This window comes from Reticulibacter mediterranei, assembly GCF_016587455.1.
On sequence record NZ_BNJK01000002.1, the window covers coordinates 1,987,647 to 2,009,102 of the forward strand.

The window sequence follows — 21,456 nt, forward strand, 5'->3', positions numbered from 1 at the left end:
GCGGCGCAACCTATCTGCTCAGTTGTTGCTTTTTCTCAAGGAAAAAATACACAAGGAGTTAAAGAACATATGGATTCCCCCGTTACCTTGCGCGTGAATGGAGTGGTCCGGCAGCTTTCTCTTGATACGCGGACAACCTTGCTGGATGTATTACGTGAGCATCTGGAGCTGATGGGCCCTAAGAAAGGGTGCGATCATGGACAATGTGGAGCCTGTACGGTGCTGTTTGAAGGGCGGCGCGTGAATAGTTGTCTGACTCTGGCGATAGCCTGTCAGGATGCAGAGATCATCACTATTGAGGGACTGACTCAGCATGAGCATTTGCATCCGCTGCAACAATCGTTCATCGAGCATGACGCCTTCCAGTGTGGATATTGTACGCCGGGACAAATCTGCTCTGCGGTGGGCATGCTGAGTGAGATCGAGGCAGGCTGGCCCAGCGCCGTAAGCGAAGATGTAAGTGCCGAACAGTTTCCACTCAGCGATGAAGAGATTCGTGAACGGATGAGCGGGAATCTGTGCCGGTGCGCGGCGTATGCAAATATTGTTCCGGCTATCGCGGAGGTCAAGCGATGAAACCGTTTCGTTACGAGCGCGCCAGCGATATTTCTGCGGCTATCGCTCAACTCGCGGCGGAGCCTGCGGGAGCCTTTCTCGGTGGCGGGACAAATCTGGTGGATTTGATGAAATTGGAGGTGGCGCAGCCACAGGTGTTGATCGATGTCTCACATCTGCCATTAAACCGCGTAGAGACGCTTGCGGATGGGACCATCCGCATTGGCGCGGCGGTGCGCAATAGCGATCTGGCGGCGGATCACACGATTCGCACCCGTTATCCCATGCTTTCACAGGCGTTATTGGCCGGAGCATCTGGACAGTTGCGCAATCTGGCGACGACCGGCGGGAATCTGTTGCAGCGCACGCGCTGCGTCTACTTTCAGGACGTGTCCAAACCGTGCAACAAACGCGTGCCAGGGAGCGGATGTCCGGCGCGCGAGGGATATCATCGCAATCTGGCGATTCTAGGGGCATCAGAGGCATGCATCGCCACTCATCCATCTGATATGGCGGTGGCTCTGGTGGCGCTAGATGCCGTCGTGCGCGTCGTCGGGCCACAGGGCGAGCGTACAATCCCCATAACTGGTTTCCATCGCTTGCCCGGCACGGAGCCGCAACGCGATACGACCCTTGAGCATGGCGAATTGATTACGGCGGTTGATCTCCCCGTGCTGTCGTTTGCTGCTTGCTCGCACTATCGCAAGGTGCGAGATCGCGCTTCGTACGCCTTTGCGCTGGTCTCGGTCGCGGCGGCTATTGATGTTGTGGATGATGTGGTCCGAGATGTTCGCCTGGCATTTGGTGGTGTGGCACATGTTCCCTGGCGTGCGAAAAAGGCCGAAGCCATCTTACGCGGTGCTCCTGCAACTGAGGAGGTGTTTCGTCAGGCAGCCGAGGCTGAGCTTGCCGATGCTCAATTGTTGCGCGACAATGCATTCAAAGCTCCGCTGGCACGCAACATCCTCGTGCGTACACTACTTGATCTGACTCATAAGGAGGCGCGATGATTATCTCTCGCAAGCAGGCCATTGGGGCCGGGTTGAACCGTATCGATGGCCCAAAGAAAGTGACTGGCACGGCTCCCTATGCCTATGAACACGCGCTCGATCAGGTGGCCTATGCGTTTCCGGTGCAAAGCACGATAGCGAAAGGTCGAGTGGTTGTTCTTGATGCTCAAGCGGCACTGGCGCTTCCAGGCGTTCTTGCAGTGTTGTCTCACGAGAACTCGCCCCGCCTTTCTGCGGAGATAAAGGGAGATCTTGCGGTGTTGCAGTCGGATCAGGTGGCGTATCGTGGGCAGGTTGTGGCGCTGGTGGTGGCTGAGACCTTAGAAACAGCGCGGCATGCCGCCGGAGTGGTTGTCGTCCAGTACGAAGAGCAACCACATGAGAGCGAACTCTCGCCAGATGCAAACAAGCTCTATAAACCCGAAAAGGTCAATCCAAGCTACGAGACCGACACGTCGAGCGGCGATATTGAGGGTGCTTTACGTGAGGCTGCGGTGGTCATTGACCAGACCTATACGACGCCTGCCTATCACAACAATCCGATGGAGCCGCATGCAACGGTAGCCATATGGAAAAGCGGAGACGTGACTTTATACGACTCAACTCAGGGGGCGCATGCCGTGCGCGATGTCGTAGCGCGTGCGTTCGGATTGGAGCCGGAGCAGGTGCGCGTCATTGCGCCGTATGTTGGTGGTGGTTTCGGCTCAAAAGGGATGCCGCACCCTCATGTTTTGCTTGCGGTAATGGCGTCACAGAAGGTTGGCCTGCCCGTGAAGCTGGCGCTGACCAGGCAGCAGATGTTTGCGGTGGCGGGCTATCGTACCCCGACGATTCAACGCATGCGCCTGGGAGCTGATCAGACAGGACGGTTGAGCGCGATAACACACGATGTCATTGAGCAGACGGCCACCATTCAGGAGTTTGCCGAGCAAACTGCTATAGTAACGCGCATGATGTATAAGGCAGAAAACCGTGCAACGACGCATCGGCTTGCCCGGCTCGACGTTCCGGTGCCAGCCTGGATGCGTGCGCCCGGCGAGTGTCCCGGCATGTTTGCGCTGGAATCGGCGATGGATGAACTAGCAAACGCGTGCGGGATTGATCCCATTGAGTTGCGCATTCGTAACGAACCAGAGATTGATCCTGAAACGGGCCATCCATTCAGCAGTCGTGGGCTCGTTGCATGTCTGCGGGAGGGAGCGCAGCGCTTTGGCTGGCAGCAACGCGATCCCAGGCCGGGCGTTTGGGTCGAAGGACGCTGGCGCGTCGGGACAGGCATTGCGGCTTCAACCTATCCGACCCGCCGCCGTGTGTCAAGCGCGCGCATACGTGTGGATCACGAGGGGCGCTATACGGTGCTGATCGATGCCACTGATATCGGAACCGGAGCCTGGACGGTATTGACGCAGATAGCGGCGGATGCGTTGGATGCACCTATCGAGCAGGTGCATCTGGAAATAGGCGATACGGCGTTGCCGCAAGCATCTCTGGCTGGTGGTTCGATGGGAACGGCTTCGTGGGGCACAGCGATTGTGGAGGCGGCCCACAAACTGCGTGAGCGTCTTCAAGAAGTGCGCGGGGCGATCCCTGCTGAGGGGCTGGAGGTGGTGGCGGAGAGCACAGAGAATGCTTATGCAAAGCAGTTCTCGATGCATGCCTTTGGCGTGCAGTTCGCAGAGGTACGCGTCAATCAGGACAGCGGCGAAGTGCGTGTACCGCGCCTGCTTGGTGTTTTTGCCGCCGGACATATGATGAACGCAAAGACGGCCCGGTCGCAGTTGCTTGGTGGCATGTCGATGGGATTATCGATGGCGTTACATGAGCAGAGTGTGATGGACCCCCGCTTTGGCGATTACGTGAATCACGATTTCGCCGAGTATCATATTGCGACCAACGCCGATATTGGCGAGATTGATGTCTCGTGGATCGAGGAAGATGATCCGTATGTCAACCCTATGGGCGCTAAAGGGATTGGCGAAATTGGGATTGTCGGTACAGCAGCGGCAATTGCCAATGCTGTGTACCATGCCACCGGCATTCGCGTGCGCGATCTTCCTATCACACTTGATAAATTATTGGGATGAGAAACTACCATTTATAGGGTAAAACCATAAAATATCGTGAATACGCGATTTATCACAATGAATATGGTAGGGGCGAGGACAAGCCATCGCCCCTACTGTAGATGCCGCCACGAGACGAGGCGATGATGATCTTTTTGTCGCTGTAAAGACCTGACGCCTCTACTCTAGAAACTGACCGCCACTGGCGGCTGTGTAGCTTCCACTGATAAACCCGGCCTCATCGAGCGCAAGGAGGTAGATCGCACCCGCGACATCCTCCGCCTGGGTAACGCGACCCAAAGGTGTCGTGCGTATATTCATCTCTTCCGCCTCTTTGGGCATCGGATTCGAGTCGGTCTTCACTGCGCCAGGAGCAATGGTGTTTACACGAATACCATGAGGACCTAACTCCACGGCCAGCGTCCTCGCCATTGCGTCCACTCCAGCTTTTCCAGTGGCGTGAGCAAGCGTACCTGGCCAGCCCATGCGTGAGAGGGGAGAGCTTACCGCGATGATACTGCCCTGTTTCCGCTGGATCATCAGCGGAGCTACCACCTGAGCGGGAAAGTAGATACCCGCCAGTTCCCCAAGGACCATATCCTGAAAGACGCCCCAGTCAAAATCGATGAAAGGGGCAAAGGCAAAGCGCTTCGTGGGAGCGGCATTCAGGACCAGCGTGTGAATTGGTCCCAATTCCTCCTCTACCCGTTTGACCATAGCCACAAGTTGCAGTGGATCGTCCGCCGATGCCTGAACGGCGAGTGCCTTGCCCCCGGCGGCCTCAATCTCCCGCACAATCTGGAACGCTTCTTGTTCGCTGCGGTGATAATTGACACCAACCAGCGCGCCATGAGTGGCAAAGAGTCTGGCAGTTGCGGCTCCAATGCCCCGGCTCGCCCCAGTAATCAGTGCAACCCGACCTTGTAAGGTTTGATCTTTCAGGATAATGTGTTGATTTGACATAGTGATAGAGCTCCTTTAATTTCTATGGAAAAGACAAACATCTCATAGATGTGTCAAAATAGAGTGTAGAAGAACTAACCGCGCCTCACAAGAAGGCACTTTCCAGTAGGATAGGCACTTTATGGAAACGAGTAGAAGCATTACACAAAAGATAGAGAACGAGGGGACGATGTGTCCATCCTTCCAGGCCCTGGACATGGTGATGGATAAGTGGACGCCGAAGGTCCTCTTTTTGCTGCAAGACGGTCCCATGCACTATATGCAGCTCAAACGCCAGGTAGGGGGGAGTACTCAGAAGATGGTGACACAGACGCTGCGGAAGTTGGAGAAGGAGGGGTTGGTCACCCGTACGGTCTATCCGACCTCGCCCCCAACGGTGGAATACGCACTCACTCCTCTCGGCGAGATGTTGCAATCAGCGTTTCAGGAACTGTTACAGTGGGCCAGGATCTATACTGCGCAGTTTCAGTCCATGAGAGAAAACGACTCGGAAGCAAATAAGGAAGAAGATTTTCACAAGAACTGAACACCTCCATTTCCGCTATTGGCTAAACTGCAAAGAAGGCCATACTCGTATGGACAAGCGACAAGGAGTGGAAAAGGAGTACCTGAATGGAATCATTCAACGAAGTCAAAATTGAGATTTACATCCCTGAACCCTACATCGAGCGCTTGCGCGATGCCTTACATCTGGTGCATGCTGGTCGGGTGGGCAACTACGATCATTGCCTTTCGATTACCAACGTTCGAGGGTATTGGCGACCTTTGGAGGGGGCGTCACCATTCCAGGGTCGGATCGATGAAATTGCCGAAGGAACAGAGTGTAAGGTAGAAGTCCGCTGCGAACGGCAATATGTCTCCGATGCGCTCAAAGTCATTCGCCAAATCCACCCCTACGATGAGCCTCTCATCAATGTCATCCCTTTGGCGAATCATCTCTTCTAGGAAAGAGCAGGCAGAGATTCATAGATCATAGTATTGGGTGGCCCGCCGGAAGCCTCAGCGTAGGGATTAAAGTTATTGACATACTGGTCTCCTACCTGACCCATGACAAGCTTTGCGGCGGAGTTCTGCTTTGCCGTTCCGCCGCCACATGCTGATAGGAGCAACATCGAGATAATGCCAAGACAGATAACGATCAGTGCTGTTTTTGTTGGACGCAATGAAAGAGGAGATGGCCGAATAGACACTGGGAACCTCCTTTTAGATAGATCTACATTGACCTGATGAAACCGGAGTGGCCTGTGTATTGCTCCTTTCGCACCACAACGAACCAACGCTAAAAAAGCGCTCAGCAAGAACAATACACCTGTGATGTTTGAGGCAACCTGTTCTAGTGATAATACGGGAATACGAGAAGCAGCGCTTCACCTCAAGCAACTAAGGCGTCTTTGAGGATCATTGGTTTGTTGAAAGTTATGCTGAGGGAGGAATAGGAATTGACGCCCTCTTGACGCGAGTCGCCGGATTGGGTATAGTCATTCTATGCAAACGTTATACGTCTATCGATTGCATCAATACATTAACAATTATCACTGAGTGAATGGTGCATAGAATGGAGAAAAGCTGCATGGTCCATACACCTTTTCAGATACAGATAGCCGAAGAAGTCCTGATCGATCTTCAGCAGCGGTTAGCGAGAACGCGCTGGCCGGATTCGCTTCTAGATGCCAGTTGGGACTATGGGACGAACCTTGCGTATTTGCGACAGTTGGTGGACTATTGGCGTACATCCTATGATTGGCGTGCCTGGGAACAGTTGCTCAACGTCTTTCCCCAGTATACCGCTGAGATTGGCGGGACACATCTCCACTTTCTGCATGTCAGGGGAAAAGGAACGCGCCCCATCCCGCTGCTGCTTGTGCATGGGTGGCCTGGATCGTTCTTTGAGATGTATAAGATCATCGCGCCCCTGGCTGATCCAGCCAGCTATGGAGGGAACCCGGATGAAGCCTTTGATGTTATCGTGCCCTCGCTTCCCGGCTATGGTTTCTCTGGCCCAACGAACGTACGAGGCATCACCGCTGCCCGGATAGCGCAGGTGTTTGCTGCGTTAATGCAAGAATTGGGCTATCAGCGCTTCGCTACGCACGGAGGCGATTGGGGACTCTACATCACGGGAGCGCTCGGTCGATCCTTTCCTGAGACCGTCATTGGTATGCATCTCAGCATGCAGCCATCACGTGCGGTCCTGAGTCAGGAGGCGACCAATGATGCAGAACGCGATTGGCTCCAGCAGCGCGCGCAATTGATTCAGGATGAGTCCGGTTATAGCCATCTGCACGAAACACGCCCCCAGACGCTTGCATATGGTTTGAACGATTCTCCCGTTGGACTGGCCAGTTGGATTGTTGAGAAGTTTCGCACCTGGAGCGATGGGGAGATCGAGAGCGTTTTCACAAAGGATGAACTGCTGACGAACATCATGATCTACTGGCTCACGCAGACCATCAACTCCTCAATTCGTCTTTACTATGAGACTGCTCATCAGGGTTATGCAGCCTATGCTGGACGTATCGCAGTTCCCACCGGGATAGCTATGTTTCGCGACGAGATCCCTGCGCCTCCTCGTTCCCTCGCTGAGCGCCTCTATACTATCCAACGCTGGACCGAGATGCAAGCGGGAGGGCATTTTGCCGCATTGGAGCAGCCACAGGCATTGGTTGAGGATATCCGCGCCTTCTTTCGTCTCCTGCGATAAACTGCCGCATGTCAAAGATTTGGGAAGAGTATAACATATGAATTTGCGACCCCCTGTAACTCTTGCCGATATTGCGAGAGAGGCACAGGTCTCAATCGGCACGGTTTCCCGCGTCCTTAATGGACGCGAGGGAACCATCAAGATCAGTCAGGCAACAGCATCTCGTGTGTTGGATGCTGCACAACGACTGGGATATCAACCCAATCCTTTTGCCGCCGCTCTGCGCACTCAGAGAACCGGCGTGCTGGGTGCGATTCTTCGCGATATGGGCGATCCTTTTTTGAGCGAGCTAGCTCGCGCATTACAGCGGGCGGCGCATAAGCAAGGCTTTGAACTGCTCATCGGGCATGCAGACTACGATCAAGAGACGGCGCAGCGGCAGGTGGCCTTTATGCTCAATCACTGGTTTGATGGGTTGTTCCTGCTTGGCAATATTCCCGGCGATGCTGCTCTGCTTGCGATGGTGCAACAAAGCCGAACGCCCTGTGTCGCCGTCGCTTCTGGCATGCAGTTACCAGTGCCCCTGGTCACAGTGGATGAGGTGCAGGGGACATTGCTCAGCCTGGAGTATCTCTTTCACCTGGGGCATCGTCACATTGCCTTTGTGGGCTATATGGAGCATGCAGGGGTAAGCGAACGACTGGCTACCTTCCGTCAATTTGTGCAGGATAGAGGTCTTGTATGGCATGACGAGTATGAACTGCGCTGTGGATGTACCTCAGGTGATGTATCCTCGCGCCTGCATCAACTCCTTTCCCTGTCATCACCTCCAACGGCGATTTTTTGTGCCTCTGATGTACTCGCGCTGCGCACGATGAGTATCGCCTGGCAGCATGGTTTCCACCTGCCTGATCAGCTTTCCATCATAGGGTTTGACGATATCGAGTCGGCGGCGGAGAGCGCTCCTGCACTGACGACGATTTGCCAACCTATCCCTCTGATGGCGCATGAGGCTGTGAGCATGCTCCGAACGCTCATTGATGGGTTATTATACGATGTCGATCAGGATCGGCGCATCGTTCAACCGGAACTGATCGTTCGCGCCTCCTGCTCTTCGGCGCGTCCTTGAGGTGCGATTAAGGTTGTTGGGCAGCTTCTTCCTGGAGCAGCGCTGCTATATTGCCCAGATCATTGTATATCTTGAGAACCCCTGTAATGTCCTGCGGGAGCGCGCTGTTAATGACAAGATCGAAGACATAGAATTGATTGGGTTTCACTTCGAGATAGCCGGCCAGGGCTTCGTCCAACGCGAAACGAGGGCTGTTGAGGAGATCAGGATTGGCGACGGTTCCAGGCTTGGCGAAGACCTTTCCTTTTGCGGGACAATTGGTACAAATTGTGGCCAGGCCACCAGCTTCACCGAGGATTGGCTGCATTTGACGAAACTTCGCGCTTTCAGGCCGACCAAGCCAGTAGCGTAGCAAATCATTTGCCGCTTGCAGGGTAAAGCGATCCACTGGATTTCCTCCTCTCCCATCGGCCATCGCCACCTGCTTTCGATCAACATGTGCCTGATTCAAAAATGCAGCTATCGCTAGAAAACCTGCATTACAGTCTTTGCTGCCTGTTTTTACTGCCATTAAGCAGATAAGGAGATTGGCACCCAGGTTATGGCTCACCTTCAAAATCAGTTTTGTATATTCTTGAAAAGGGGGAGAGACGAACGCTGCAACCCGCGTATTCCCCTGATTGGAGCCGTTTGCAGGCAGCTTAGCAGTAGGATTGGGGCCGCTTGCATTGGCACTGACTGAGACCCCGGCGCGTTTCAACGCCTCAATCAATGCCGTGCGCGCGAAGGCTGCGGGGTCCAGGATCGGGGCTGCCCGTACCACCTGCCCGGCATCAGATGCAATATTGCCGCTGAGCAGAATGCGTCCATCAGGGAACGTTTGGGCCTGCAAGGTCGTTGGTTGACCAGCCGAGACCGTCTTTGCCTGCATATCAAGATGATAGGGCGCAACCTGGGGACGCCATGTGACCGCTTCAGGCTTCTCTCCGATACTGCTTGGTTTGATTACCACATCGATCACATTGTCATTGATAATGATGGGATTGGGGAGTGGATCAAGATCCTGGTCGAGCTGAAATATGCGGGTATCGATGATAACGTCGCCATCGACGCGTGAAATACCGGATTTGCGTACCTGCTGTGCCAGTTGATCCAGCCCCGCCAGCGGATTTTCTGGCGTGAGGGTCGCTCCTGGCAGAGCATCGGCGTAGGTGTGGTCTATATTAGTGAAATCGACGGTCCCATCTGCCTTTGTGCGACCACCCATCGTCAGGTCTCCTTGCGCAACGAGAACCAGATTTCCGGTGAGGACGCCTTGAGTAGTGTTGCCTGTCGCATAGATTGGCGTTGTAAAGCGGTGGTCAAATCCTAAACTATTGAGGGCGGCAGAGACGCTGAAGAGCTTTGTCGTTGATCCCTGGACGAAAACACGGGTGTTTGAACCAAGTGCATGCACAGCTCGCCCGGTTGTTGGATTGATTTCGAGCAGCCCCCACTCGCCATGTTGATATTCTGAGGAGGTCATGATCTTTGTGATTCTGGGATCAAGACCTCCTGATTGATATGTGATCTGAGAGTCAATCGGGGTTACAGCGAGGAACGCGACAAGGAATACAACCAGACTAAACAAGGCCGAAGACCATTGTTTTTGATAACACACGATCCTGTCCTTTCGATACCCGGAACAAAAAAAACACAGATACGTTTCCATTGAGTATCCTCTATTACGTCTCTATGAAAGGAATGGATGTATGCAATTCACGAAAGGTAATCACGATTGTTCTCACGCCTGCTCGTCCCTTTCATGGGAACCCCGGGGCGAGCAAATCGAAACGTTGCCAGGCTCTTTGCTCCCCAAAGGATTGTGACGAGCAGGGCAAGTACCACCATGATCGGAAAAGCGATGGCCGGATCATACTGTGATCCATTAATGGGAAAGACAAGCCAGGAGAGATTATACATCACATGAAAGAGGATGAGAGCGAAGACGCTTTTTCCGCTGTTGTTATAAAGCCACACACCCAGAATCCGCCAGGGAACATCACACAACCCTTGCCAGATGATATAGTTGAGCGGTTGATGGAAAAGCAGGCCCGGAATAACATGCCAGAGTCCCGTCACCGCCCCTAATATCAGGCCTGCTTGCAGCGAACCCCATCGTTGTTGCAGCGGATCGGTGACATATGCCGTCCAACCTACCTCTTCGCCGACCGCCTCGACAAACAATACCACCATCACAAGCGGAAGCGTCCCCCAGGCAATGGATGGTTGGGAGAGTGGTCGGCCCAGGAGCAACATGAACTCGTAGGTCAGTCCATAGATCAGCGGGTTCAGGAAAATGATGGGTACGTACCAGAGTATGGACTTGATGCGCTTCAGATCGAATGCCCGCGTCAGAAGCCTGTGAATGCCGCCAGGTGGCTCTTTTCTGGCTACCAACAGACATGCCGCGATGAGCGGTGTGTAGCCTGCCAGCAGTACCGTTACGAGATTAAAGCCAGCCGGAATGGGGAGCGGCAGTCCTGCAAAGAGGCGCGCAGTCAGCGAGCCAGCGAACCACATGAGTAGCTCAATACATAGAGACAGCGCAAATACCAGGACAAAGAAGACCAGCGGTGATCGTTGTGATGCCGTGCTGGTTTTCATTATGTCTCACTCCTTCTTCGATGAACAACCCAGAAATGAACCTACGGAAGCAAAGTGTAGCCAGAGCTTCTCGAAGAGAAGGTCACTTCCGGATACAGTTTTGACGGTCCAGCCAGCAGTGCAGCCGGATGTGCTTTTATGTACTGGTCAAAGAACGCCAATGAGTATGCGTTGACGATATCCAATCCCCGCTGCGCATTGATTGGTCCGATAAAACCAAGGAGAGGCCCAAGCGGGGTAAAGTAGGGAACATCGGAAAAATTGGCGTGGAACATCCCGGATATCGATACGTAGTAGCCGTTCCCGACAGGCTCTTTATTGAAGACCGCCTGCATTGTGTTGAGCGTTTGGGTGATGTCTTTCTCTTTCCAGTGTTCGAGACGCATATCGCTGGCAGGTCGGCTCAGCCACATACCTGGCTGTTGCAATCCAGCCTGAACGACATTGGCAGGCATGGCTGCATCCATCATCAGACACGCCTTCAAACGTGAATCCATGTGACAGGCTTCACTGCCAATCATTGCACCCAGCGAAAGCCCAAACATCCCTATATGCTTCAGGTCGAGCCGCCCTGTTAGAAGGCCGTTCGGGTCAGCCTGGTTGAGGGCTGTCAACTGATCAAGGGTGAAACTGACATCTTGCGCAAAATACGGCATATTCCCATTCTGAAGAGCAAAACCGTTGAGCGTTGGTGCTGGCTCGACCGGACTCAGGCTCTGATTGGTGAATGGGTCCATCTGATCGTGGGTCCAGCCAGTGATCTGGCGTCCATCTGGAAAGACGACCGAAGCGGCGCTGTACGGTTGATCAAGCCCTACGACGATGTAGCCATGCGAGACCAGATTCTCGATCTGGAAGGTATTTGACTGGCGATAGCCAAAGATACCGGTTAAAAAGATCAGCACAGGATAATCTGGTTCAGCAGTTGCTACGGGGGCAGATGGAATAGCATTTGTGGTGATGTATTGGAAATAATCAAAGGTAAACCCTGGCAAATGAAGTGGCCGCGTCACGGAAGCCGAAAGCGCGCTGGCATCTTGCACATAAGGAGTACGCACGGATGAGGTATCTCCCTTGACTGGATACCAGACCTGCACCATCAATTCACGATGGGCGTTGGGATCAGTGTTGAAGATCTCGTGGCGGCTTTCCACCCAGTGATAGGTCAGTGTCCCAATCTGGTAGGGTCCGCTGGGAAGAGGAAAATGAAAGATCGGGAATATTAGTGGCAGAGCGGCAGACAGTCCTAGCGTTAGTAGACATAAGGCAATAGCACAACCCATGATCCACTGGCGGCTTCGGGGATGTTTGACGAACGCGCTTGACTTCGCAAAACGCTGCACCACCCACACAAGCAGGAAGAGTCCGGCCAGGGCGTATGCGGGAACGAGTTGCCATCGTGGTCCCTCTATGAGAAGCTGGAATATTGCAAGTGAGCATGTGATGAGCGCGATACCTTCCATCCAGCGTATTGCACGGAGTCGTGGAATGATTATCACGAGAAAGGTGAGGAGATCCGCGATGGTTAACAGGATTTCAATCGGTCTCATACTCTGCCCCCTTATGTGCATCAAATTTAGAGAAAAGCCCTAAGCACAGGATAGTCTCTATTTCTCACAAAGGCGTCACATGATCATACATTCTGCTCACATTTCCATCACCAGAAAAGCCATCTGCCCATTCTTTAAAGATCCAGTGTGACATAATAAGGTGGTATATCACAGAAACAAGGAGCTTTGACGATGTTAGTGCCTACCCCAGAGCAAATCCACAGCTACGCAACAATCCATGAACGTATCGCCGTTGCAATTGCCGAACTTACACCCAACCAGTTACAAATGAGGCCGGCAGATAACGAATGGAGTATTCAGCAGGTGCTTCTCCACCTGCCCGATAGCGAAGCAGTGGGCTATGAGCGCATTCGTCGCATCATCGCTGAAGAGCGCCCTGTGCTCCAGCTCTACGACGAAGATGCCTGGGCGTGCAATCTGCACTATCATCAGCAAGATCCGCATCTGGCCCTGGAACTCTTCAAGCTTTTACGCCAGAGCAGCGCCGTACTGTTACAGCAACTTCCTGCGGCGGACTGGAAACGCGTCGGTTTGCACGCTGTGAATGGTGCGATGAACTTGTACACCATCTTCCAGACATATCTCCATCACGGCGAGGCTCATCTGCGACAAATCGAGGACGTAAAGCGCCGCCTAAGAGGAGATCGCTGATGCGTATCTCCCCTTTTCGGTACTTTATAACCACACGCCTTATGCGTACTGGCTGGGATTCGCGCAGATAGTATTGGTAGAGATGTAGACATTGGTCCAATCGTCGGGCGGAATAAGGCTCTGCGCATTATCCACCATGCCGACGACACAGGACTTGCGCACCAGCACGTTCGTCACCTGAACGGTCGGTATCCAGGCCACATCATTCACCAGTTGTTGCTCAGCCTGATGATACATGTTGAGCCGTTGCGCCTGATCCTGTGTCTCATCGGCCTGCTCCATCAGCGTTTGTGTTGACTGCTGTTGGGATGCATCCGCAGACTTATTTTGCCCGTAATTGGTGGTGTTGTTGGGAACGCCTTTGTCGAATTGCAGGGTGAGCCAGTCCTGCGGATCAGGATAATCTGCAATCCATCCCCATGCATACATCTGTACCCCATTGGGATTGTTGACATTGGCGGGGATGTCGCTCAAAAACTTGTTGTAGTCTATATCGTTGATCTTCACCGTGACTCCCAGCACACTCTGCCACGCCTGCTGGTCCACCTGAAACTCGTTGCGTGTGTCAGCCCTGCCATTGGTGGAGACGGTGAAGGTAATTGGTGGGAAGGTTGCGGGGGTGTAGCCAGATTCCTTCATCCCCTCCTGGAAGAGTTGTTTCGCCAGCGCCTGGTCGCCAGCGGTACTTTTCACGCCGGCTGGCCCGGTCAGATCAGCATTGTAGCCAGGCATCCCTTGCGGTACGATATGGTTCGTGGCAATGGCACCATCCTTATAGATATCGTGTGCCAGCGTCTCTTTGTTGATCGCTAAAGCGAAAGCCTGGCGAATCTTAATGTTGTCGAATGGCTTGATAAGATAGTTCATCCCATAATAAGACATCCACAATTGGGGCGGCGCATGAAACTGGCCCTGTGGCAAGGCTTTGGCTGCTGCTATCTGCGCCGAGGGGATATAAATTGCCTGGTCAACCTGCCCCGCCAGATATGCTCTATAGACGGTATCCGATTCGCTATAAAAGGGGATGACGATCTTCTTCAACTGTGGCTTGGGACCGTAGTAGCGCGGGTTGGGTACGAACTCGATCTCCTTACCATGTTCATATTTGGAGACAACAAACGGGCCGTCTCCTCCGATGCCCTGGCTCAGATGATCGGCAAAACCGGTGTTCCCATATTGCTCAATTATGCTCTTTTCGATCACGTACGAACATGAATAGGTCAGGGCATCTAGAAAATAGGGAGCCTTTTTTGTTGTAATAATCACAACAGTATCCGGGTCTGGCGTCAGAATGCCATCACCGATGATCGTTTTGATCTTCCCGGCTGTCAGCTTATCGGCGTCTTTAATTAAGGCAAGATAGATGGGGGCGACTCCGGATTTCACCGCCGGTTGGAGCGCCCGGTCGATGCTGTAGGCGACATCAGCAGAGGTGAGCGGCTTCCCATCACTAAACGTCAGATTGGGGCGAAGTTTAAAGGTCCATCTCAGGCCGTCAGGAGAGACCGCATGGGAGGCGGCCATCTGGTCGCGCACCTGCAATTTGTCGTCGAGCTGGACCAGACCAGTAAAGACCAGATTAATAGCTCCAATTGAGCCTGCATCTGTCGAAAGAGCCGGATCAATCGTCTTCAGATCTCGCGATCCACCAAGCGGTAAGATCAGGATTTGCTTATTGGCATCCGCTTTGCTTGTGGTGTTTGGGGCCGCTGACCCGCCCCCACAGCCGACAAGCAGCAGCATAAGCAAGCTACAAAATGACAGCAACAAGTTCTTGACCAATTTTGCATCTGGCTGCATAGCTCGAAGCTCCTGTTCCCTCAACTAGAGAAGGACGCTTCCTCTCAAACCAGATAATGCGCTTTCACCGCTAATGACGAGCGAAGAGGAGGGCCGCTTGAAAAGATGAAAGTGCATTATCCCGCGCCCTTCTGTCTTTTCCTATAAAGAAATACGTTCATTCAGAGAGAAAACTTCACAATTTGTTGTTGCTGAGGTTAGATATTTTGGGGGAATTTGTTGTGTTGTAGAGTTTAAGTGGATTTTCGCACCACAGCATGACTGTAATTTGAGGTAGCGATGGATGGTCTCTCACCCGTCGTAGTACTCTGTCAAGCTTCATTCGTTGGTGCATCCAGAACATCCTGTGGGTTGGGACCGTATATGGTAGGGGCGATGGCTTGTCCTCACCCGGCTCCACAGGCGCGAAGAGGGGCCACATTGGGCGAGGACAAGCCATCGCCCCTACCATATACGGTTGTCTTTCCAACGTGTGATTGAAGTTTGACAGAGTAGTAGTGGAGCGATTTATCACTCCACTACGGAAGAGTTTATCTTAACCTTATTATCGATTATTGTTCCTGTGCCTGGTCGATACAGGTGCGGATATGCTCGATCAGGATTGGCAGGTAAGTTGTGCGGCTGGTAATGTGATTGCCCGGGAGCGTGTAGGTCTCGATATCCCAGCGCTTCGCGTTCATCACTGGCTGCCAGCCTATCGGACGCCAGGGTTCTTCGCTAGTCCAGAAGAAGGTGATTTCACCGGGATACAGAGCAGGTGCGTAGTTTGCTACCAGCCAATCGTACATAATCGCATTGCCACGCAGCAACTTCTTCATATCCGGCAGCAGTCCCAGCAGCTTGAGCCTGAACGAGGCAGCCAGAGACGCGGCGGCGAGCTTACCGCCTGCTTCATGATTTGATTCGTCTGGATCGACCATCCCTAATAGCTCTGCAAGGTAGCGATGCCTGTACCTGGGGAAACGGGCATAGCGATAGACATGGCCGATAAAGAAGAAGGCTTCCAGTTGCCTTTTTCTATCCATACCTGTAAAGGCTCCCGCCTTCTCCAACAGCCGGAGCAGCCAGCGCTCCTGAGCCGGAGCATCTGGATCGATCAGTAAGAGCAGGTCGACCTTCTGGCCCGCAGCATGCAGTTGGCGAGCGATCTCATAGGCCACCAGCGCGCCATTGCAGTAGCCTCCCAGTTGGTATGGGCCTTCCGGTTGCACGCTGCGCATCAGAGCAATGTGAGAGGCCGCGACCTCCTCCATGCTGGGTGGCATCTCCGATTCGCCCAGTGGATATGGGTCCATCAGATAGAAGGGTTGCTCTGATCCCAGCGCCTTTGCGATATCCTGGGTGTAGAACGCGCCGCCTTTCCATTCGCCGTGCAGATAGAAGAAGGGGCGTTTCGATCCTCCCTTTTGCACTGCTACCAGTCCCTTTGGCAACTGTGCCTCTTCTTGTGGCTCGTCCTGCTGGAGCGTCCGGGCGACGTTTTCTATCGTGGCCCCTGCAAAGAAGACCGAGAGCGGTATCTTTTTGCCAATCGTCTGTCCAATACGATCAAAGAACCGGGCAGCCATTAACGAGTCGCCACCGATATAGAAGAAGTTATCTCTGATTCCGATGGGACTGACCCCTAAGAGTTCTTCGCAGATCGTGACCAGTTGTTGCTCCAGCTGCGTATTCGGGGCCACATATCCTTCCGCCTTCTCACTCAGGTTCCACTCCGGCATCGGCAGCGCCTTGCGATCCAGCTTGCCGTTACTGGTTAAGGGGAACTGCTCCATAATCATGAAGGTACGAGGCTCCATATAAGGCGCTAAATGCTGCTTCGTCAGGTCTCTCAGTTCATCGACCGTAACCGTTTGCCCCTTCTTCAACTCGATATAGGCCACCAGCTGCTTATGCCCCGGCTGATCTTCGCGGGCCAGCACCACAGCCTCGCGGACAGATGGATGCTGGTTGAGGACGGCTTCGATCTCGCCCAACTCGATGCGGTAGCCGCGAATCTTCACCTGGAAGTCTACGCGACCCTGGAACTCCAGATTGCCATCTGGCAGGAAGCGTCCCAGATCGCCCGTTTTGTAGAGGTAGGTTCCCTCGACCCCGCTGAAGGGATCGGGCACGAACGCCTCGCGCGTCTTCTTCTCGTTATCCAGATAGCCGCGTCCCACGCCCACGCCGCCGACACAGATCTCGCCGCTCACACCGATGGGCTGTGGTTGCAGATGGCGATCAAGCACGTAGATGCGCATATTGGGAAGGGCCGTTCCGATGGGCATATTGCTCATCCCTTCGGCTGGTGGCTCGGCAACGACATAGTGAGTCACGTCGTCGGAACACTCGGTCGGACCGTAGGCATTGAGCAAGGGAATGTTAGGATAGCGCTGGAGCCAGCGACGACTTAGCTCTACGGGCAGCGCCTCGCCGGTCGGGACCATCCAGCGTAACGTGGTGAGGTTCGGTGCTTTCTTAGACTGAGCCGTACTTTCGGCGGTATCGAGCATGGCACGCAACCATGAGGGCACCGTTTCCAGGATGCTGACACGTTTTTTCTCCACCTCCCGCAGCAGCAGTTCGGGATCTTGCGTGATATCGTCGGGGCAGATTTGCACGCGCCCGCCCACCAGCAGCACGGCCAGCAGTTGCCAGACGGAGATGTCGAAGCACTGCGAAGCGGTCTGGATCACGATATCATCAGCGGTCAATTGCAATGCATCGATCTTGCCAAACAGATGGTTGAGCATGCCTTTGCGCTCCAGAATCGCCCCTTTCGGCAGGCCAGTTGAGCCAGAGGTGTAGATGACATAGGCCAGCGAGTCAGGCGTCCCCTGAAGCGGTGGATTCTCCTGGCGCTCGGGCGTGCGTTGCTCATCCGCGAGCAGATCTTCGATGATGAGATAGCGTGGGCGGTTCTCCTCCGGTGTGTCCTGTATCGCTTCGATGATTTGATGTTCCAGCTTCTTCGTGCAGAGGATCAGCGGTGTGCGGCTCTGCTCAATGAAATAGCGCTGTCTGGTTGGTGGATGGTGTGGATCGAGAGGCAGATAGCCGCCACCAGCTTTGAAAATGCCCAGGATCGAGACCAGCACAGGGATGCCGCGCTCAGCCAGCAAGGAGACCAGCGTATCGGGGCCGACACCATACTCACGCAACTGGTGAGCAAGCACATTGGCCTGTCGATTGAGATAGTCATAGCTAACCTGCTCTACCTCATAGGCGGCGGCAGTGGCCTGTGGTGTGCGCGCGACCTGCGCTTCAAACAGCTCGGCGTAAGACTGCTGCAAGGGATAGATGCGCTCGGTTGCGGTCCACTCTTCAAGCAACTGCCGACGCTCCGCATCTGGCAGGAGGGGCAAGCGGCTTAGCGATAGGCTGGGATTGGCAACAACGCTTTCCAACAGAGTCTGCCAGTGCTGGCTCATGCGCTCGATGGTCGCCTGCTCAAAGAGGTCGGTGCTGTAGGTGAAGCGGCAGATCAGACCTTCGGGCGATTGGTGCAGATCTAGCGCCAGATCGAACTCGGCGGTATCGACACCGCTTTCCACTGGTTGCAACGTCCAGCCGGCAGGCAAGGATGGCAGTTCCCAGGGCAGGTTGAGCAAGACCTGGATGAGAGGTGTGGAGTTCAAGGAACCCGCAGGCCGCACCGCTTTCATCAAGGTATCAAAAGGGAGCATTTCATGTTCAAGCGAGGTGTTGAGCAGATCGCGCGAACGGGTCATGAACTCAAGGAAGGCAGGATCACCCTCAAGATTGGGCCGCAATACCAGGGTATTGTCGCAAGGCCCAAGCAATTCTCGATGCTCAGGTGAGCGGCGAGCCGGGACGAGCGCCCCCAGCAGGAGATCTTGCTGATTGGTGTAGCGAGCAAGCAGCGTCGCAAAGGCGGCCAGGAGGGTTGCGTGCAGATGTACCTGCTGCTGCTGGCTCACGATCCGTAAGTCCTGAATCAAAGAGGCCGGCAGCACGGTTTGTACGGTGGCACCGCGCCAGCTTGTGGCGGCGGGTCGAGGATGATCTGTAGGCAAGGGCAGGATGGAGGGCGCATCTTCAATCTGCTGTTTCCAGTAGGCGAGATGTGCGGCGAGAGTCTCTTCTGTCTGCTCTTGCTCCTGCTTTTTGATGAAATCGGCATATTGATTGAAGACAGGGGGCAGCTCTGAGGAAGCTTTTTTTGCATCGGCCTCATACAGGTTGGCGATCTCGCGTGCCAGCAGAGAGACGGTCCAATCGTCGGCAATGAGTCTGTGCAGCGTCAGCAAGAGCAGGGAGTGGGTATTGGAAAGCTGGACAAGGCTTGCGCGCAATAGCGGCCCCTGAGCGGTATCGAAGGGTACAAGCGCCTGCTCACGAGCCAGTTGCTGGATCTGGGCCTGCTGCTGTTCCTCCGAGACATGTTGCAGACTATGGATGGTAAGAGGAAGCGGTTGCCGGTCGGCAATCACCTGGACAAGCTGCCCCACCTCCAGGCGAAATGTCGTGCGTAAGAGTTCGTGGCGCTCGATCAACAGGTTCAGGCTATTTTGCAGGCTGGTGTTATTAAGATCGTGATGAATATGAACTGTTGCCGAAAGTGTATTGATGGTACTTTCTGAATGGATTTGATTGAGAAGCCAGAGTCCTTCTTGATAAGAGGATGCGGGGACGATTTTGCTATGTTCGCCTGCATGCAAATTGTGAGTAATAACGGATGACATAACAGAGAATCCTTTCCTTCATCTCTCTTCCCAAATCATCAGCACCTGATCGGATCACAGTGAGTAAATTTTCCATAGTTTTATCTGCATATTCTTTATGACAGCGTGAAATTTACATAGAGTTTGCAGCCTGCACACGCGAGCGAGATCAGTAATATGGTACGCGCCAGCCCGCCCGCCAGATTATAGAAAGACGAAAAGGCGGAAAGACGAAAAGACGGAATGGCGTACCAGGGTGTATATCCCGAATAGATCTGTCAATAATGAAATACCATGCGCAAAAATGGCCGCGAACCGAACGGCGTCGGAAAGAAAGATTGAGATAAATGTATTTATAGAAGCAGCATGTGCGTCTTTATTGAGTGTACCGTTTTTCAAACCGATATAGTTTATCTATCGCGTTGGCATTGAGGTGCCTTTCTTGCTACCCTTCCACCGTTGCCCCCAACGGTGACACAAAGCCTTCGCACTGCTATTCTGCCACGCGCGCGTTGATATGAGGTGCATATACTGGTATCGAAACGATTAATTGTTGGGATTTTGGATGTTGAAGTGTTAACCCTGCGGGCAGAAAGGGGAGATAGGAAGAAATATGGCAGACAACGCGCCTGCCATCAATCCTCATCTTGTTTGTTATATATGCAAATTAACCAGCGGTGATCGTGACCATGCTGGCTGAGCTTGAGACTTCGATATCGTAGCGGTTGGGAGCCGATTCATAATCGGGACTTTGCAGCCGCACGTTGTTGCCCACGTCACTGAAGGCCTGGTCGTCGAAGACAAATTCAGAGGCCCAGCCTTTGAGGTATGCGCGGGTGGCAATCCCCGCCGGGCGGCGCACGATGATCTCAGAAGCTCCTCCGCTGATCCGTATGGGAACCGTGCCTGATGGTTCGGGCAATTCCAGCCGGATTGTGCTGAGTCCCCCTTTGACCTTCAATTCGGCGAGATGGAGCTTGCCCAGCTCAGCAACAACCTCTGATGCTCCTCCCTGGATTACGATATGCCAGGGAATAGTGGCGTTGAGCGCCACATCTGCCATGCGTTGCTCCTTGCCTGGAAGCCAGAGGCGTTGGGGATAGCGAATCGTGACAACTTCATCTTTTATTTTCACATCTGGTGCCGCTCCCTCAAAACGTGCCTGATAGAACGCGCTTCTGACCTCGCTTGTACGCACGATCAGCCGGGAGACGCCGGAGAAGACGACGAGCCGCCCGCTTTCCTGTTCTCCTAGCGGCGCGGAAAGACTCTCAGCCTTATCTGCTGGCAGTTCGCGCAGATGAGCAATTGCTCGCTTTGAAAGCGTGTTGCTCTGCGTGAGAAATGTTAAGAGGAAGCTGATCTGCTCATCGCTGTAGTGCGACACCATGTCGTCCCACGCCTCCGCCATAGGAGCAAAGATGGGATCGATTACCTGCGCGTCGTCCTTGCCTCTTGTCAGCTGGACGATGACCCTGCGCCCATCGTTGGGGTCGCGCTCCCTGCGCACCAGTCCGGCCTCCTCAAGGCGGTTGAGCATGCCGGTGATCGCTCCAGTGGTAAGTCCCGTGAGATCGGCAAGTTGCCCGGCAGTTGAGGAACCGTCACTCTCCAGGATATCGATAACCTGCATATCCGTAGCATTCAGCCCCATGCGAGTGGCCGCCGCCCGAAAGAAGGCCGCGCCGAGTCCCTGGAATTGCCGCAGTTCGCGTGCAAGATCCGCGCGTTTTTCCTGAGAACCACTTGACAAGGTTTTCCCCTCCATGTATCATATATTTATCTTAGAAATTAAGATAAATTTTGAAAATTTGCTTAAC

At 53.8% G+C, this 21,456-nt stretch carries 16 protein-coding genes; 8 read left to right on the forward strand and 8 right to left on the reverse strand.

The window, feature by feature from the left end:
- Positions 1–69 precede the first annotated feature (69 nt).
- Genes K3T83_RS47270 through K3T83_RS47280 form a run of 3 tightly spaced genes read left to right on the forward strand, consistent with a single transcriptional unit; the run spans position 70 to position 3,649 of the window.
- Entirely contained in the window at positions 70–576 is a 507-nt protein-coding gene (locus tag K3T83_RS47270) for a 2Fe-2S iron-sulfur cluster-binding protein (RefSeq protein WP_220210113.1), read from the forward strand.
- Positions 573–1,565, forward strand: coding sequence for an FAD binding domain-containing protein (locus K3T83_RS47275; RefSeq protein ID WP_220210114.1), 993 nt, complete (start codon positions 573–575; stop codon positions 1,563–1,565). Before K3T83_RS47270 ends, K3T83_RS47275 begins: the two co-directional genes overlap by 4 nt.
- The gene (locus tag K3T83_RS47280) at positions 1,562–3,649 is read left to right on the forward strand and encodes a xanthine dehydrogenase family protein molybdopterin-binding subunit (protein ID WP_220210115.1); all 2,088 of its coding nucleotides are present in this window, start codon (positions 1,562–1,564) and stop codon (positions 3,647–3,649) included. The genes K3T83_RS47275 and K3T83_RS47280 overlap by 4 nt, the downstream gene beginning before the upstream one ends.
- Positions 3,650–3,808: 159 nt before the next feature.
- Here the strand turns inward: K3T83_RS47280 and K3T83_RS47285 are convergent, their stop codons facing one another.
- Positions 3,809–4,591 (reverse strand): SDR family NAD(P)-dependent oxidoreductase, encoded by a 783-nt coding sequence (locus tag K3T83_RS47285; protein ID WP_220210116.1) that lies wholly within the window; start codon positions 4,589–4,591, stop codon positions 3,809–3,811.
- Positions 4,592–4,712: 121 nt separating this feature from the next.
- Between K3T83_RS47285 and K3T83_RS47290 the strand changes: the two genes are divergently transcribed.
- Positions 4,713–5,117, forward strand: coding sequence for a winged helix-turn-helix transcriptional regulator (locus K3T83_RS47290; RefSeq protein WP_220210117.1), 405 nt, complete (start codon positions 4,713–4,715; stop codon positions 5,115–5,117).
- An 86-nt stretch (positions 5,118–5,203) separates the two neighbouring features.
- Complete coding sequence (locus K3T83_RS47295; protein WP_220210118.1) at positions 5,204–5,536, forward strand: YqfO family protein; 333 nt, start codon at positions 5,204–5,206, stop codon at positions 5,534–5,536.
- On the opposite strand, the gene K3T83_RS47300 is transcribed toward K3T83_RS47295, so the two are convergent.
- Positions 5,533–5,781 carry a hypothetical protein gene (locus tag K3T83_RS47300; protein ID WP_220210119.1) on the reverse strand — a complete coding sequence of 83 codons (249 nt, stop codon included), beginning with the start codon at positions 5,779–5,781 and terminating at the stop codon, positions 5,533–5,535. The two genes, K3T83_RS47295 and K3T83_RS47300, sit on opposite strands and share 4 nt — an antisense overlap.
- 380 nt (positions 5,782–6,161) lie before the next feature.
- Between K3T83_RS47300 and K3T83_RS47305 the strand changes: the two genes are divergently transcribed.
- Both K3T83_RS47305 and K3T83_RS47310 read left to right on the forward strand, forming a co-directional pair.
- Positions 6,162–7,292, forward strand: coding sequence for an epoxide hydrolase family protein (locus K3T83_RS47305; protein ID WP_220210120.1), 1,131 nt, complete (start codon positions 6,162–6,164; stop codon positions 7,290–7,292).
- Between the two features lie 37 nt (positions 7,293–7,329).
- Positions 7,330–8,361: a LacI family DNA-binding transcriptional regulator gene (locus K3T83_RS47310; RefSeq protein WP_220210121.1), complete on the forward strand. Its 1,032-nt coding sequence runs from the start codon at positions 7,330–7,332 to the stop codon at positions 8,359–8,361.
- Positions 8,362–8,368: 7 nt separating this feature from the next.
- Here the strand turns inward: K3T83_RS47310 and dacB are convergent, their stop codons facing one another.
- The 3 genes from dacB to K3T83_RS47325 form a co-directional block, all read right to left on the reverse strand.
- The gene (gene dacB / locus K3T83_RS47315; protein ID WP_220210122.1) at positions 8,369–9,961 is read right to left on the reverse strand and encodes a D-alanyl-D-alanine carboxypeptidase/D-alanyl-D-alanine endopeptidase; all 1,593 of its coding nucleotides are present in this window, start codon (positions 9,959–9,961) and stop codon (positions 8,369–8,371) included.
- A 98-nt stretch (positions 9,962–10,059) separates the two neighbouring features.
- A complete protein-coding gene (locus tag K3T83_RS47320) occupies positions 10,060–10,947 on the reverse strand; it encodes a CPBP family glutamic-type intramembrane protease (RefSeq protein WP_220210123.1) in 888 nt (295 codons plus the stop codon).
- Positions 10,948–10,988: 41 nt separating this feature from the next.
- Complete coding sequence (locus K3T83_RS47325; protein WP_220210124.1) at positions 10,989–12,497, reverse strand: alpha/beta hydrolase family protein; 1,509 nt, start codon at positions 12,495–12,497, stop codon at positions 10,989–10,991.
- Positions 12,498–12,689: 192 nt separating this feature from the next.
- On the opposite strand from K3T83_RS47325, the gene K3T83_RS47330 reads away from it, so the two are divergent.
- Positions 12,690–13,169: a DinB family protein gene (locus K3T83_RS47330; protein ID WP_220210125.1), complete on the forward strand. Its 480-nt coding sequence runs from the start codon at positions 12,690–12,692 to the stop codon at positions 13,167–13,169.
- Between the two features lie 39 nt (positions 13,170–13,208).
- Here K3T83_RS47330 and K3T83_RS47335 read toward each other — a convergent pair whose 3' ends face one another.
- From K3T83_RS47335 to K3T83_RS47345, 3 genes are all read right to left on the reverse strand, one after another.
- Entirely contained in the window at positions 13,209–14,969 is a 1,761-nt protein-coding gene (locus tag K3T83_RS47335; RefSeq protein ID WP_220210126.1) for a peptide ABC transporter substrate-binding protein, read from the reverse strand.
- A gap of 551 nt (positions 14,970–15,520) precedes the next feature.
- Entirely contained in the window at positions 15,521–19,657 is a 4,137-nt protein-coding gene (locus K3T83_RS47340; RefSeq protein WP_220210127.1) for a non-ribosomal peptide synthetase, read from the reverse strand.
- Between the two features lie 646 nt (positions 19,658–20,303).
- The gene (locus tag K3T83_RS47345; protein WP_220210128.1) at positions 20,304–21,389 is read right to left on the reverse strand and encodes a MarR family transcriptional regulator; all 1,086 of its coding nucleotides are present in this window, start codon (positions 21,387–21,389) and stop codon (positions 20,304–20,306) included.
- Positions 21,390–21,456: the final 67 nt, after the last annotated feature.

Excerpts from the sequence above, each read along its gene's own strand:
- K3T83_RS47270 (WP_220210113.1), top strand. The coding sequence starts at position 70 with ATGGATTCCCCCGTTACCTTGCGCGTGAATGGAGTGGTCCGGCAGCTT.
- K3T83_RS47275 (WP_220210114.1), top strand. The coding sequence starts at position 573 with ATGAAACCGTTTCGTTACGAGCGCGCCAGCGATATTTCTGCGGCTATC.
- K3T83_RS47280 (WP_220210115.1), top strand. The coding sequence starts at position 1,562 with ATGATTATCTCTCGCAAGCAGGCCATTGGGGCCGGGTTGAACCGTATC.
- K3T83_RS47285 (WP_220210116.1), bottom strand. The coding sequence starts at position 4,591 with ATGTCAAATCAACACATTATCCTGAAAGATCAAACCTTACAAGGTCGG.
- K3T83_RS47290 (WP_220210117.1), top strand. The coding sequence starts at position 4,713 with ATGGAAACGAGTAGAAGCATTACACAAAAGATAGAGAACGAGGGGACG.
- K3T83_RS47295 (WP_220210118.1), top strand. The coding sequence starts at position 5,204 with ATGGAATCATTCAACGAAGTCAAAATTGAGATTTACATCCCTGAACCC.
- K3T83_RS47305 (WP_220210120.1), top strand. The coding sequence starts at position 6,162 with ATGGTCCATACACCTTTTCAGATACAGATAGCCGAAGAAGTCCTGATC.
- K3T83_RS47310 (WP_220210121.1), top strand. The coding sequence starts at position 7,330 with ATGAATTTGCGACCCCCTGTAACTCTTGCCGATATTGCGAGAGAGGCA.
- K3T83_RS47320 (WP_220210123.1), bottom strand. The coding sequence starts at position 10,947 with ATGAAAACCAGCACGGCATCACAACGATCACCGCTGGTCTTCTTTGTC.
- K3T83_RS47325 (WP_220210124.1), bottom strand. The coding sequence starts at position 12,497 with ATGAGACCGATTGAAATCCTGTTAACCATCGCGGATCTCCTCACCTTT.
- K3T83_RS47330 (WP_220210125.1), top strand. The coding sequence starts at position 12,690 with ATGTTAGTGCCTACCCCAGAGCAAATCCACAGCTACGCAACAATCCAT.
- K3T83_RS47335 (WP_220210126.1), bottom strand. The coding sequence starts at position 14,969 with ATGCAGCCAGATGCAAAATTGGTCAAGAACTTGTTGCTGTCATTTTGT.
- K3T83_RS47340 (WP_220210127.1), bottom strand. The coding sequence starts at position 19,657 with ATGTCATCCGTTATTACTCACAATTTGCATGCAGGCGAACATAGCAAA.